The following is a 13,490-nucleotide window of genomic DNA, read 5'->3' on the forward strand; positions in this document are numbered from 1 at the left end:
CTTTCTCGACAACGTTCGGTGCTTACTTCGCCTCGGCGAATGTGTACTTCTTGGCGGCGTCCGAGGTGTAGTCGTACTTCACCCGCTCGATGCCGATGGGCTTGTCCGGGTTGATCTTGAAGAGGGTGCTCGTGCGGGGCGGCTCGCGCTCGGCGGCCGGGCCGTACTTGTAGTCACCGCTCAACCCGTCGAATGTCAGCGTGCCCACCTGCTCCATGGCCCGCTTGATGCCCTCCCGGCCCAGGTCGCCGAGCTCGACGGCCTTCTCCAGCACCTGGGTCACGGCCCGGGCCTGGTTGTAGCCGAAGGCGAAGTAGTAGTCGGGCTGCTGGCTCGGCTGGTAGTCGCGCAGGCGGTCGAGCATGGGCTTCATGCCGGGCACCGCGGGATCGCCCCACTCGGAGCCCTCACCGGCCAGGTAGAAGGTGCGGGCCAGGTAGTCCTTCAGCGCCGACTGGGCCAACGCTCCGATGTAGCTGGGCGACTGGCCGATCCACTGCGGCGCGAAGCCCTGCTGGGCCGCTGTGCCCAAGGCCTTGCCGGTGTCGGTCGGGGTCGACACGAGGAACACGACCTGGCACCCGGCGCCCTTGAGCTGCTGGACCTGGGCGGTGAAGTCGGGGGCCGACCCCTTGAACTTGGCCTGCGTCTTCACGGTGAAGTTGAGCTCCTTCGCCGCGAAGTCGACGCCCTGCTGGCCTGCCTGGCCGTAGACGTCGTCCTGGGTCATGGTGCAGATGGTCTTACCCTGGCCCCCGCCTTCCTTCATGAGCCAGTCGGCGGCGTTGATCATCTGGATCTGGTACGGCCCGCCGATGGGCAGGAGGTTGGGCTGACGCACCCACTCGGCGTCGAGCGACGCAGGAGACGCCACGATGTTGTCGGTCTTGAGCTGCGGCAGCACCGCGTTCGTCGACGGCGTGCCCAGAAGCTGGGCGAACATCACGACGTTGTTCTTGATCTCGTTGTAGCGCTGGATGGCGTTCTGGGGGATGTACTGGCTGTCCTTGGCGTCAAGCTCGATCTTGTACTTGCCGGCGATGCCGCCCTGGGCGTTGATGTGGTCGAACCACACCCGGTTGCCCGCCGTCAGGGGCACGCCGATAGCCGCCACCGGCCCCGTGAGCGGGCTGATGACACCGAGACGGATGACGCCTGCGGCCGGGTCGAAGCCCGGGGCCGCCTGCAACGTCTTGTTGCCGTTGTCGCCGCCGGCATCGTCGTCGTCGGACCCGCCACACGCGGCGCCCAGCAGCGCCACGACCGACAGGACCGCCGACAGCCACCGCAGGTTCTTTCGTTTCATCAGCTCTCCTTTTGCTTGGTCAATACGAGTTGCATGGTCAATACGAGAATGGCCAGGCCCGAAAGTAGGCCTTGATGCGAAGCCACACGGCGGCCAACCCGCGCGGCTCGAGGATCAGGAACAGGATGATGAGCACCCCGAAGGCGATCTGGTTGACCTGGAACACGGTCAACCCACCCGCTCCTGGTTGTTGCTCAATGAAGGGGATGCTGCCGCCGTACTTGCTCACCAACGCGGGGAGCAGGCCTGCGAACAGGGCGCCGATCACCGAGCCGAAGACGGTGCCGATGCCCCCGACGATGATCATGAACACGAACTGGATCGACAGGAAGAGGTTGAACGAGTCGGGTGCGATGAACTGCTGGTACGTGGCGAACAAGGCGCCGGCCATGGCCGCAAGCGCGCTCGACACCACGAACGCACCGACCTTGTAGCGCCCCAGGCTCACGCCGATCACCTGGGCGGCGACGTCACGATCGCGGATAGCCTGCATGGCCCGCCCCGGTCGGCTGCGCACGATGTTCTTGGCGATCAGCAGCGACAGGAACACGAGCGCCCACACCAGCCAGAAGAAGCTCTGGTTGCGGGTGTAGGCCCGTCCGCCCACCGCCAGGGCGTTGAAGTCGAGGAACCCGAGCGACAGCGGTGCGGTGGAGCCGTTGCCGCCGGGGCCGCCGGTCAGCGACTCCCAGTTCTCGAAGACGTGCTGGCCGAGGAACACGAGGCCCAGCGAGATGACGGCGAGGTAGTTGCCGCGCAGCCGCAAGGCGAAGGGCCCGACGATGCCGCCGACGAGCCCGCCCACCACGGCCGATGCCAGCAGCCATACCGGGAGGGGAAGCTCGTGCCTGGTGCCGAGCATCATCGTGGTGTACGCCCCGCACGCCATGAAGAAGGCGTGCCCGAGCGACACCTGTCCCGTGTAACCGCTCAGCAGGTTGAGGCCGATGGCACCGATGGCGAAGATCCCGGCGTAGACCAGCACGCTCAGCCAGAAGTCGTCGGGCAACAGCACCGGCAGTAACAGCGCCAAGGCGAGCACGGCGACGATCGACGCCTTCGACTGGCGCGTGCGGAACAGCTTGAGGTCGTCTGCGTAGTCGCGGGTCATGTTGAGGTTGCGCAGGCGCATCAGACCCTCCGAACCTCAGGCGTACCGAACAACCCGTAGGGCCGCACCATCAGGATCACGATCATCACCAGGTAGGGCATGACGCCGTTGAAGCCGTTGCCCAGCCACGGCGCGTACTCGGGCTGGTAGCCCGCCGTGAGCGTCTGCGTAAGGCCGATGATGATGCCGCCGACCACGGCGCCCGCGGGCGAGTCGAGGCCGCCGAGGATGATGGCCGGAAAGGCGATCAGGGCGATGTACTGGATGTCGGGACGCACGCCGCCGGCGCCGGCGGCCAGCATCACGCCCGCCAGCGTCGCCACTGCGCCGGCGATGGCCCACGACAGGGCGAACACCCGCCGGGCCGAGATCCCCTGGGCGATGGCCGCCTCTTGGTCGAAGGCGGTTGCTCGCATGGCCACGCCCATGCTGGAGTACCGGAAGAACAGGAAGAAGGCGAGCAGGACGACGGCCGCCAGCACGATGGTCCAGATGTCCTTCACGGCGAAGACCACCTCGCCCGACTTGAGCACCTCGATCCCCCACGGGTCACCGAGGTTCAGGCGGTCGAAGCCCCACACCGCGGTGACCGCCGGGTCGATGATCGACAGCAGGCCGATGGTGAGCATGAGCACGGCGAAGGTGGGCTGGCCCACCATCCACCGCAGCACGAAACGTTCGATGGCGGCGCCGAACAAGGCGCACGCCACCATGGCCAGCAGGATGCTGAGGTAGAAGGGCACGCCCCAGGTCTGATGGATGTTGTAGGTGAGGTAGCACCCCAGCAGCACCAGACCGCCCTGGGCGAAGTTGATGACGCCGGTGGCCTTGTAGATGACCACGAACCCCAGCGCCACCAACGCGTACAGCGCACCGATGGCGACGCCCGCGAAACAGAGCTGGAGGAAGTTCGTCACCGGTACATGGCCTCGATGAGGTCGTCGAACTCCTTGGCGATGGCGGAGCGCTTGACCTTCTGCGTCGCCGTCAGCTCGCCTTCTTCGTGGTCGAGCTCCTTGGGGATGAGCTCGAAGCGCTTGATCGTCTCGACCTGCGCCAGCTCCTTGTTCACCTCGTCGACCACCTCCTGCACCAGCGCCCGCACCTCGGGCTTGGTGGTGAGGTCGCGATAGGTCGTGAACGACAAGCGGCGGCGGGTGGCCCAGTCGCCCACGGTGTCGGGCTCCACGCCGATGAGCGCGGTGAGGTACTTGCGCCGGTCGCCGATGACGACGGCCTCGCGGATGTAGGGCGACACCTTCAGCCGGTTCTCGATCTCCGACGGCGAGATGTTCTTGCCGCCCGCGGTGATGATGATGTCCTTCTTGCGGTCGGTGATCTTGAGGAAGCCGTCGTCGTCGAGCACGCCCACGTCGCCGGTGTGGAGCCAGCCTTCGGCATCGACGGTCTCGCGGGTGGCGGCCTCGTTCTTGAAGTAGCCGATGAAGACGCCCGCACCCCGCACCAGGATCTCGCCGTCGTCCGCGATCTTGAGCTCGACGCCGGGAAGGGCCTTGCCCACGGTGCCGATCTTCACCCGGTCGTCGGGGGTGTAGGTGGCGAGCGCCGTGCCCTCGGTCTGGCCGTAGCCCTCGCGCACGGGAACGCCGAGGGCCCAGAAGAACTCCAGCACCTGCGGCGCGATCGGCGCCGCACCCGACAGCGCCACGCGCACCCGGCCCAGCCCGAGCTTCTGGCGCAACGACCGGAACAGCAGCAGCCACCCCAGCCCGTAGACGAGCTTGTCGAGCGGGTTGAGCTTGCCGTTCATGCGCTTGCGGGCCAGGCGCGACCCTTGCTTGATCCAGAACCTGTAGTTGGCCCGCTTGAGCCAACTGGCGTCGTTCATGCGGATCTGGATGCCGGCCAGCATCTTCTCCCACACCCGGGGCACGCCCAGGAAGAACGTGGGCTGCACCTCTTGCAGGTCGCTCATGAACGACTCGCCGCCCTCGCCGAAGTTCACGATGTAGCCCGCAGCCAAGGCGTCGATGGCCGACGTGAGGCGCTCGGCGATGTGGCACAGCGGCAGGTACGACAGCACTTCGTCGTCGGTTCGAGGCTCGTAGACCTTCGAGACCACCTCGGCCGCGGCCATGAGGTTGGCGTGCGAGATCAATGCGCCCTTGGGCGGGCCGGTGGTGCCCGAGGTGTAGACGATGACGGCAGGCTCGGTGGGGTCGAGGGCGCTGACCCGGTCGAGCCATTCGCTCGTCTCGCGCCGGCCCCCCAACTGCTCGACCTCGGCGAACGTCATGAGCATGGGGTCGTCGAGCTCGCGCACGCCGCGGGTGTCGATCACCACGATCTTGCGGAGGTCGGGCAGGTTCTTGCGGACCGCCAGCGCCTTGTCGAGCTGCTCTTCGTCCTCGGCGATGAGCACCACCGACTCGGAATGGCTCAGCAGGTACTCCACCTCGGCGGCCGGGCTGGTGGGGTACACGCCGACGGTGACGGCGCCGATGCCTTGGATGCCCATGTCGGCCAGCATCCAGGCCGGGCGGTTCTCACTGTGGATGGCCACCCGGTCGCCGGGCTGCACGCCGAGCTCCAGCAGGCCGAGGCCGACGCGGGCGGCGCGGGTGAGGTACTCGTCCCACGTGTACTCCCGCCAGCGGCCCAGGTCCTTCTTGCGCAAGGCAACGGCGGTGGGCCGTTCGCCCGCCCGCTGCACGAGGAGGCCGGGCAGCGACGTGGCGGTGGCGAGCGTGCGGGGCGTGTCGACGGTCGCAGTCAATTGAGGTCCGCTCCTTCCGCACCGGCGCCGAGGTAGGCCTCGATGACCCGGGGGTCGGCCTGTACTTCGGCGGGCGAGCCCGAGGCGATGACGAGGCCGAAGTCGAGCACCATCACCCGGTCGGCGATGTCCATGACCATGTGCATGTCGTGCTCGACCAGGACCATGGAGGTGCCCAGCTCCTCTTTCACCTCGAGGATGTAGCGGGCCATGTCCTCGGTCTCTTCCAGGTTCATGCCCGCCACCGGCTCGTCGAGCAGCAGCAGCTTGGGGTCCATGGCCAGTGCCCGGCCCAGCTCGATGCGCTTCTGGATGCCGTAGGGCAGCGACCCCACGTGGCTGCGCCGATAGGGCGCCAACTCCAGCAGGTCGATGATCTCCTCCACCCGGCGGCGGTGGGCGACCTCTTCCCGTCTCGCCCGGCCCAGCCACAACGCGCCGGAGAAGAAGCCGGTGCGCATGAGGATGTGGCGGCCCAGCATGAGGTTGTCGACCACGTCGAGGTTCACGAACAGGCCGAGGTTCTGGAAGGTGCGGGCGATGCCGAGGGCGGCGGTGGCGGCGGGCCGCTTGCCCATGAGCTCGGTGCCCTCCAGCCGAATGGAGCCCTCCTGCGGGCGGTACACCTGGTTGAGGCAGTTGAAGATCGACGTCTTGCCTGCGCCGTTGGGGCCGATGACGGCGAAGAGCTCGCCGGGGTCGACGGTGAAGCTCACGTCGGCCAAGGCGGTGACGCCGCCGAAGCGCAGGGTGAGGTGCTCGACCTCCAGCAGCGGAGTCACTACGCGCTCCACTTCTTCTTGCGGCGGTAGCTCTTGACGTCGCGGAACGACTTGCGGCCTGCCTCGCCGACGCCCAGGTAGAACTCCTGGATGTCCTTGTCGGCCAACAGTTCCTCGGCGCGCCCGTCCTTGACGACCTTGCCGTGTTCCATGACGTAGCCGTAGTCGGCGATGTTGAGAGCCATGGTGGCGTTCTGCTCGACGAGCAGCACGCTCGTGCCCGAGGCGTTGATGTCGCGGATGATGCCGCTGATCTGCTCCACGATCCGGGGAGCCAAGCCGAGCGACGGCTCGTCGAAGAGGATGAGGCGGGGCGACGCCATCAGGGCTCGGCCGATGGCCAGCATCTGCTGCTCGCCGCCCGACAAGTAGCCCGCCGTCGACTTCCGCCGCTGCGCCAGCACCGGGAACAACTCCATGACCCGCTCGTACGAGGCCTTCAGTTCGCTCTTGTCGCGCCGGGTGAAGCCACCCGCTTTGAGGTTCTCGTCGACGGTGAGCTCGGCGAAGATGCGCCGCCCCTCCATCACCTGGCTCACGCCCTTGCGCACGATGGTGGCGGGGTCGAGGTCGCGGATGTCGGCGCCGTCGAGCTCGATGCTTCCTTTGGTGACCACGCCCCGGTGCACCTTGAGCAAGCCCGAGATCGAGCGCAACAAGGTGGTCTTGCCCGCACCGTTGGCGCCCAGCAGCGCCACGATCGAACCGTGGGGCACCTCCAGGCTGACGCCCCGCAACACGAGGATCACGTCGTTGTAGACGACCTCGACGTTGCTGACTCGGAGGATGGGGGGACTGCCCTCAGCCGGCGTCATCCAATGGGCATCCTTGCACGCGTCGAGCGATTTCTTGTGTCGCCCGTCACACTTTCTTACCTCAGCGGTGCGCCCCCATGAACATCACCTTCAGGGACTCGAACGCCTCGAGGCATTTGCCCGCTCCGAGCACCACGCACTCCAGCGGGGCGTCGACCAAGTGGACGGGGATGGCCGTCTCCTGCGCCAACCGACGATCGAGGCCTCGCAGCATGCCGCCACCCCCGACCAGGTGGATGCCCTGCACGATCAAGTCCTGGGCCAGCTCCGGCGGGGCTTGGCCGAGGCACTGGATGACCGAGTCGACGATGGCGCCCACTTGTTCCTCGATGGCCAGGCGCACTTCCTCGGGCGACAGGATCACGTTCTTGGGCAGGCCGGTCATGAGGTCGCGGCCCCGCACCTCGGCCTTCACCTCGTCCTCGGTCGGGTAGGCGCTGCCGATGGCGACCTTGATCTCCTCGGCCGTGCGCTCGCCGATGGCGATGCCGTACTCGCGGCGCACGTATGTCTGGATCGACGCATCGATGTCGAAGCTGCCCACCCGGATGGCCTGCAGGGCCACGATGCCGCCGAGGGAGATGACCGCGGTCTCGCTGGTGCCGCCGCCGATGTCGACGACCATGTTGCCGAGCGGCTCGTGGATGGGCAGGCCCGCGCCGATGGCGGCCGCCATGGGCTGGCCGATGAGCTGGGCGTCGGCCGCGCCCGCCCGCCGCGCTGCTTCCTCGACGGCGCGGCGCTCCACCTCGGTGATGGCCGACGGCACGCAGATGACGACGCGGGGCCGGTTGAACCGGTTGACGCCGCTGCGCTTGAGCAGCAGGCGGATCATGCGCTGCGTGATGTCGAAGTCGGTGATAGCGCCCTTGCGCAAGGGGCGGACGGCCTGGATGTAGCCCGGCGTGCGGCCGATCATCTGCCAGGCCTCGTGGCCCATGGCCAGCACGTCCTGGGTCTTGGTGTTGAGGGCGATGACGGTGGGCTCGTTGAGCACGATGCCCTGCCCGCGCGCGTACACGAGCGTGTTGGCGGTGCCCAGGTCGATGGCGAGGTCCCTAGCCAGGCTTCGACTCCCGTTCCCCCTCGGGCGCCAGCGCCCGTAGTTCGCGGCTGAACTCGGTGATGCCCGACTCGAGCGAGCGGGGCTTGCTGTGGCGGTACCACAGGATCACCGAGCCCAAGATGCTGAGCCCCAGGGCGATGAGCAGGTAGAGCAGGTTGCTCATCGGGTCGAGACCTCTTCGACGTCGTTGGCGCCGGTCCCCCAGTCGGCGCCGCCTTCCCACGTTTCCTTCTTCCAGATGGGGACGGTGTGCTTGAGCGTGTCGATGCACCAGCGGCCTGCCTCGAACGCCTCCCCCCGATGGGGGGTGCTGACGGCGACCACGACCGACACGTCGGTCAGGTGGAGGAGGCCGGTGCGGTGCAACAGGGCGATGCGGCCCACGTCGGGCCAGCGGGTGCGGGCCTCCGCGGCGATGGCCTGCATGCGGGCTTCGGCCTCCTCCGCGTAGGCCTCGTACTCCAGCGACGTGACCCCTGAGCGGCCCTCGGCGTGGTCGCGCACGGTGCCTGCGAACACGACGTAGGCGCCGCAGTAAGGCTTGGGCACCCAGGCCGCGACGGCGGCGACGGGAAGTTCGTGGGCCGTCAGCCCGATCCAGTCGTCCGCCTGCCGAGGTGCATCCACACCCCTCATGGTACGAGGGTTGCCCGACCCTTCGTGGGAGGAAGCGGTCGGTATCCTTCGTCGCCATGGAGCTCGACGACGGACTCGGCGACGACGAGCCCGTACCCCCGCTGCTCCCGCCCGACGACCGGCTGTGGCGGCACCCCTCGGAGATTGCCTCCCATCCGCCCGTTCGGCGGCGGTCTCGACGGGAGGCCCGCATGTGGCCGTCCACCCTGTTGGCCGGGGTCATCGGGGCGTTGTTGGCCACCGGCGTGCTGACCGTGACGGGCTTGCTGGGCGCTCGCACGTCGACCATCCGCACCGTCGTGCAGCGGGAGTCGACGCAGGTGCTGGGAGTCACGCCCGGCGCCGGGATCGTGGAGATCGCCGATCGCACCCGCCCCGCGGTGGTCGAGCTGCGCAAGGTGGGCGAGGCGGCTGTCCTCGGCGCAGGTGTCGTGTACCGCAGCGACGGGTGGGTGGTCACCAACCACCAAGTGGTCGAAGGGCTGCCCGAGGTGGCGGTGGTACTGGGCGACGGGCAGGTGCAGACCTCGCCGGTCGTCGGCCGCGACCCCGAGACCAACATCGCCGTGATCAAGGTGCCGCGCACGGGCATGGCCACGGCGACGATGGGCTCGGTGGCCACGCTGAAGCCCGGGCAGGTGACCGTGGTCGTCGGCAACTCGCTGTCGGTGGGGGTCATCTCGGCGCTGGGACGAGAGGTGCGGGTACCCAACGGCGCCTTGCTGCTCGACATGATCCAGACCGACGTGCGGGTCGACCCCGCCTCTGCGGGCGGGCCGCTGGTCGACTCCTCGGGCGCGGTGATCGGCGTGACCGCTCGCCTCGACGGCGGTTATGCCACGCCCGTCGACGTTGCCCGCGACGTGGCCGAGCAACTTATGTCGACAGGCCGGGTCGTACACGCCTGGCTCGGGGTCGACGGTGACGACATGTCGGCGGGCGACGCGGCCAAGGTCGGCATCGACGGCGGCGCGCTGGTGCGGCGAGTGCGGGCGGGCAGTCCCGCCGCCGCCGTGGGGTTGCGGCCTGGCGACGTGATCGTGTCGGTCGACGGCACCACCATCGAGTCGATGAGCGCCTTGAAGGTGCTGCTGCGCTCACGCCGGCCGGGACAAGCCGTCGACATCACCTACATCCGCGACAAGTCCCACCACCGGGCCGTCGCCACCCTCACGCCGCGGCCGACTGCTTAACGGCGGCGAGCCTTGCGGCGCAGCAGGGCGACGACGCCGGCCACCAAGCCGACGCCGGCGGCGGCCGTCACGCCCAACGCCACCTCTTGGCGACGGCGGGGGCTGATCTCCAGCTTCGACCCTTCGCCCGTCAGGACGTAGGCCTCCTCGTTGGTGTGCTCGGCCTTCCAGCCTGCGGCCACCAACCGGTCGTTGGCCACCACCCACGGGTGGCGTGTGTAGGGCTCCACGCCCGGCACCGGCCGGGCCGCCGACAATGCTCGCCACGCCGCGTGCAGCGGCCGCGACACCCGTTCGGGCAACGCCAGCCGGGCCGTCCCGCCCGCCAGCGCCCGCGCCGTCTCGTCGGGCACCCACCCGTCGGGCGCCACGTTGTAGGCGCCGTCGAGCCCGGTGCGCAGGGCGAACAGCACGGCGGAGCACAGGTCGTCGATGTGCAGGAACTGCACCGGACGCGCTGCTTCGGCGGGCCGGAACCCGACGGTGCCCGCCAACGCCCGCGACAGCGACAGGTCGGCGCCCGGGCCCACGCACACGGTCGGCCGCAGCACGCAGACGACGGTGCCGGGATGGTCGTCCTTCCACTCGGCCGCCAGCCGCTCGGCCTCGGCCGTTGTCACCGCGGGCTCGAAGCCGGGATTGGGCCGCAACGGCGCGTCCTCCGACAACGGCACCGGGTTGTCGGGCCAGGCTCCGTAGACGGTGGCGCTCGACAGGAAGACCAGCACCCGCACCGATGCGTCGCCTGCCGCGTCGAGCACGGGCCGCAGGTCGCCCGACAGGTGGACGACCGCATCGACGCCGTGGAGGCGCTGTTTCAAGTCGTCGGCCTCGTCGATCGACACCACGGCGCTCACGCCGGGGTCGTCCTGCAGCTCGGCGGCCACTCGCCGCCCCAATCCGGTGCCCGCCCCCGTGACGGCAATCGTGCGCATGCGACCTACCATGCCCCTGTGAGCACCCCCGGTCCACTCGGCGGCGGCAATCCGTTCGAGGGCCTTCCCATCTTCGGCGACCTGGCCAGGCTCTTCATCAGCTCCGGGCCCGTGCACTGGGAGATCGCCCGGCAGATGGCGCAGTACCTCGCCGTGGGCACCGAGCCCGAGGCCAACGTCGAGCCACTCCAGCGCATTCGGCTGGAAGAACTGGTGCGGGTGGCCGACCTGCACGTGGCCACCACCACGGGGCTGACCGACGGCATCCTCAAGGCCGAGGTGGTGGGCAAGGCCGAGTGGGCCTCTCGCACGCTGCGCGACTACACCACGCTGCTGGAACGGCTGGCCTCCGGCTTGGCGGCGGTGCCCGACGGCGAGCCGACCGACGCCACGCCCGACTTCCTCGGCAACCTGGGCCAGGTGCTCGGCCCGGTGATGATGGGCTTCCAGGCGGGCTCCATGGTGGGCCACCTGGCCCAACGAGCCTTCGGCCAATACGACCTGCCCATCCCCCGCCCGGCGTCGGCCACCATCGTGTTGGTGCCCGCCAACATCGACGCCTTCGCGGCCGACTGGAGCCTGCCCGTCGACGACTTGCGGCTGTGGGTCTGCCTCAACGAGGTGGCCCACCACGCCGTGCTCAACCGCCCCCACGTGCGGGCTCGGCTGGAAGAGCTGCTGACCGCCTACGTATCGGGCTTCCGCCCCGAGGCCGCCGCTTTCGACGACCGCTTCGGCGCCTTCGACCCCACCGACCCGAGCTCGTTCCAAGCGGCCATGGCCGACCCGGAATCGGTGCTCGGCGCCATCCAGAGCGACGAGCAGCGCCGGCTCCTGCCCCGCATCGAGGCGGTGACTGCAGCCGTCGAGGGCTACGTCGACCACGTCATGGACAGCGTCGGCCGTGGCCTGGTGGGGTCCTACGGATCGCTCAGCGAAGCGCTCAAACGACGGCGGGTGGAACGGGGCGAAGGCGACCGCTTCGTCGAGCACCTCTTCGGCCTGGAGTTGGGCCAGCCCCAGTACGACCGGGGCGCGGCCTTCGTGCGCGGCGTGCTGGAACGGGCGGGCGACGAGGGGCTCTCGCGCTTGTGGGAGTCGGAGCGCACGCTGCCCACCCCGGCCGAGGTCGACGCCCCCGGCCTGTGGCTGGAGCGGATCAGCTTCCCCGAGGAATGACCACGATGCGATGGGCGGCCACCCGGCCGTCGTCGAGCTCCAACACCCCGTAGGTGTGGTCGGGCTGGGCCCGCCGCTCGGTGGCCGAACCCGGGTTGAACAGCAACTGCCCGTCGATGCCGGGCCGGTCCCACGGGATGTGGCTGTGGCCGAACACGACGACGTCGGCGTCCGGGAACAGCCGCCGCATGCGGCCCTCACGGCCGGTGGACGGCCCGCTGTCGTGCACCATCGCCACCCGCACGTCGTCGAGGTCGAGCACCGTGCGCTCGGGCAGGTGCGACAAGGCGGGGTCGAGGTCGTTGTTGCCGAGCACGGCGTGCACGGGCGCGAACCCCGACAACTCGTGCACCAGGTCGGCCGTGACGATGTCGCCTGCGTGCAGCACGGCGTCGGCCCGCGCCAACTCGTCGTAGACCTCGTCGGGCAGCCGCTTGCGCAGGCCGGGGCGCAGGTGGGTGTCGGACAGGACGAGGACGCGCATCATCGTTGCTGCATCCCGTACCCACCGGCACACACCAGGCCAACCGCGGCCAGCACGTAGAAGCCGCCGGTCAAGGGGATGGGGAGCACCACCGGCAGCAAGGCGCCGCCGACCCATGCCAGTTGGAACAACGCTTCGAAGCGGGCGAACGACCGCCCCCGCACGGCGTGCGGGGCGTCGCGCTGCACCAGGGAGTCGAAGGCCAGCTTGCCTCCGCCTGCCGCCAGCCCGACGACGGCGGCCAGCAGCGCCGCACCCACCCGGTCCGACACGAACGTCGCCACCAGGCCGCCCACCCCGAGCACCCCCAAGGCGGCGGTCAGCAACCGCTCCTCGCTCATCGCTCGCCGCAGCGGCCCGGCCGTGACCGAGCCCACGAACGAACCCACCATGCTGGCCAACAAGGCGGCGCCGAACACCCACGACGGCGCGCCGTCACGGCGCAGGGCGAAGGCCAAGAGGAACGTCAGGAACCCCACCGACGCTCGCAGCGCACCCATGGCCACGCCGGCGGTGGCGATGCCTGCGTCGCTCACCGGCACCGCCGGCGCCTCCCCGCTCTCACGTCCGTCGGCGCGCACGGTCACGATCCGGGTGGCAGCCACGGCGGCGAGCAGGAACACCACGCCCGCCACCCGCACCACCCATTCCGCACCGGCCAGCTTGAGGATGGCCACGCCCGGCGCCGCAGCCAGCAGCCCCACCACCACGCCGGACAGGGCGAGCTTGGCGTTGGCCTCGACCAGTCCCTCCTCCGAGGAGACCACGCTGGGCACCAGCGAGCTCTTGGTCACCGAGTGCGTCTTGCCCAGCACCAAGGCAGCGAAGGCGGCGGGGAACAACCACAACTGGTTGAGCACCCCCGCCATGAACAGGCAGGTGACGGCCCGGGCCAAGGCGACCGCCGCCATCATGAACCGCCGCCCGCCTCGCACCCGGTCGACGGCGGGGCCGAGGAAGGGCGCCACCACGGCGAAGGGCGCCATCGACAGCACCAACGACAGCGTGACCCGGCCCCGTGCTGCGTTGGGCGAGATGTCGAAGAACAGCGACCCGGCCAAGGCGATGGTGATCAGGGCGTCGCCCGCCACGGTCAGGGCGTGGGCCACTGCCAAGCGGCCGAACGGGGAGGCGCCGAGGTTGACCGGATGCCCCTGCGCCGGCCCGGAAAGAGGCCGCCACCCGTCGTCGCCGCGCACGCCGGCCATCGTAGGGTCAAGCCCGGCGGCTCAAAGGCCGACATACA

General features: G+C 69.4%; 14 protein-coding genes. 2 read left to right on the top strand and 12 right to left on the bottom strand.

What is annotated here, in order from left to right; translation table 11 throughout:
- Nucleotides 1-22: 22 nt before the first annotated feature.
- The 9 genes from VM938_00115 to VM938_00155 form a co-directional block, all read right to left on the bottom strand.
- Nucleotides 23-1,306 carry an ABC transporter substrate-binding protein gene (locus tag VM938_00115; GenBank protein HVF73419.1) on the bottom strand — a complete coding sequence of 428 codons (1,284 nt, stop codon included), beginning with the start codon at nucleotides 1,304-1,306 and terminating at the stop codon, nucleotides 23-25.
- A gap of 37 nt (nucleotides 1,307-1,343) precedes the next feature.
- Nucleotides 1,344-2,438 (bottom strand): branched-chain amino acid ABC transporter permease, encoded by a 1,095-nt coding sequence (locus VM938_00120; protein HVF73420.1) that lies wholly within the window; start codon nucleotides 2,436-2,438, stop codon nucleotides 1,344-1,346.
- Nucleotides 2,438-3,334 carry a branched-chain amino acid ABC transporter permease gene (locus tag VM938_00125; protein ID HVF73421.1) on the bottom strand — a complete coding sequence of 299 codons (897 nt, stop codon included), beginning with the start codon at nucleotides 3,332-3,334 and terminating at the stop codon, nucleotides 2,438-2,440. The genes VM938_00120 and VM938_00125 overlap by 1 nt, the downstream gene beginning before the upstream one ends.
- Nucleotides 3,331-5,154, bottom strand: coding sequence for an AMP-binding protein (locus VM938_00130; protein HVF73422.1), 1,824 nt, complete (start codon nucleotides 5,152-5,154; stop codon nucleotides 3,331-3,333). The genes VM938_00125 and VM938_00130 overlap by 4 nt, the downstream gene beginning before the upstream one ends.
- Complete coding sequence (locus tag VM938_00135; protein ID HVF73423.1) at nucleotides 5,151-5,936, bottom strand: ABC transporter ATP-binding protein; 786 nt, start codon at nucleotides 5,934-5,936, stop codon at nucleotides 5,151-5,153. Before VM938_00135 ends, VM938_00130 begins: the two co-directional genes overlap by 4 nt.
- A complete protein-coding gene (locus tag VM938_00140; GenBank protein HVF73424.1) occupies nucleotides 5,936-6,724 on the bottom strand; it encodes an ABC transporter ATP-binding protein in 789 nt (262 codons plus the stop codon). The genes VM938_00135 and VM938_00140 overlap by 1 nt, the downstream gene beginning before the upstream one ends.
- An 88-nt stretch (nucleotides 6,725-6,812) precedes the next feature.
- On the bottom strand, nucleotides 6,813-7,817 hold the full coding sequence (locus VM938_00145) for a rod shape-determining protein (protein ID HVF73425.1): 1,005 nt from the start codon (nucleotides 7,815-7,817) through the stop codon (nucleotides 6,813-6,815).
- Nucleotides 7,810-7,980 carry a hypothetical protein gene (locus VM938_00150; GenBank protein HVF73426.1) on the bottom strand — a complete coding sequence of 57 codons (171 nt, stop codon included), beginning with the start codon at nucleotides 7,978-7,980 and terminating at the stop codon, nucleotides 7,810-7,812. Before VM938_00150 ends, VM938_00145 begins: the two co-directional genes overlap by 8 nt.
- Complete coding sequence (locus VM938_00155; protein ID HVF73427.1) at nucleotides 7,977-8,444, bottom strand: molybdenum cofactor biosynthesis protein MoaE; 468 nt, start codon at nucleotides 8,442-8,444, stop codon at nucleotides 7,977-7,979. The genes VM938_00150 and VM938_00155 overlap by 4 nt, the downstream gene beginning before the upstream one ends.
- 65 nt (nucleotides 8,445-8,509) lie before the next feature.
- Here VM938_00155 and VM938_00160 point away from each other — a divergent pair, with 65 nt between their 5' ends.
- Nucleotides 8,510-9,646, top strand: a complete 1,137-nt coding sequence (locus tag VM938_00160) for a trypsin-like peptidase domain-containing protein (protein ID HVF73428.1) — start codon at nucleotides 8,510-8,512, stop codon at nucleotides 9,644-9,646.
- Here the strand turns inward: VM938_00160 and VM938_00165 are convergent.
- Nucleotides 9,643-10,581, bottom strand: a complete 939-nt coding sequence (locus VM938_00165; GenBank protein ID HVF73429.1) for an NAD-dependent epimerase/dehydratase family protein — start codon at nucleotides 10,579-10,581, stop codon at nucleotides 9,643-9,645. The two genes, VM938_00160 and VM938_00165, sit on opposite strands and share 4 nt — an antisense overlap.
- Before the next feature lie 18 nt (nucleotides 10,582-10,599).
- Between VM938_00165 and VM938_00170 the strand changes: the two genes are divergently transcribed.
- Nucleotides 10,600-11,760: a zinc-dependent metalloprotease gene (locus VM938_00170; GenBank protein ID HVF73430.1), complete on the top strand. Its 1,161-nt coding sequence runs from the start codon at nucleotides 10,600-10,602 to the stop codon at nucleotides 11,758-11,760.
- Here the strand turns inward: VM938_00170 and VM938_00175 are convergent.
- The gene (locus VM938_00175; GenBank protein ID HVF73431.1) at nucleotides 11,741-12,247 is read right to left on the bottom strand and encodes a metallophosphoesterase family protein; all 507 of its coding nucleotides are present in this window, start codon (nucleotides 12,245-12,247) and stop codon (nucleotides 11,741-11,743) included. The genes VM938_00170 and VM938_00175 overlap by 20 nt on opposite strands.
- Nucleotides 12,244-13,443 (bottom strand): MFS transporter, encoded by a 1,200-nt coding sequence (locus tag VM938_00180; GenBank protein HVF73432.1) that lies wholly within the window; start codon nucleotides 13,441-13,443, stop codon nucleotides 12,244-12,246. The genes VM938_00175 and VM938_00180 overlap by 4 nt, the downstream gene beginning before the upstream one ends.
- Nucleotides 13,444-13,490: the final 47 nt, after the last annotated feature.

This window comes from Acidimicrobiales bacterium (assembly GCA_035536915.1).
In the GTDB taxonomy this organism is placed as follows: Bacteria; Actinomycetota; Acidimicrobiia; order Acidimicrobiales; family JAHWLA01; genus JAHWLA01.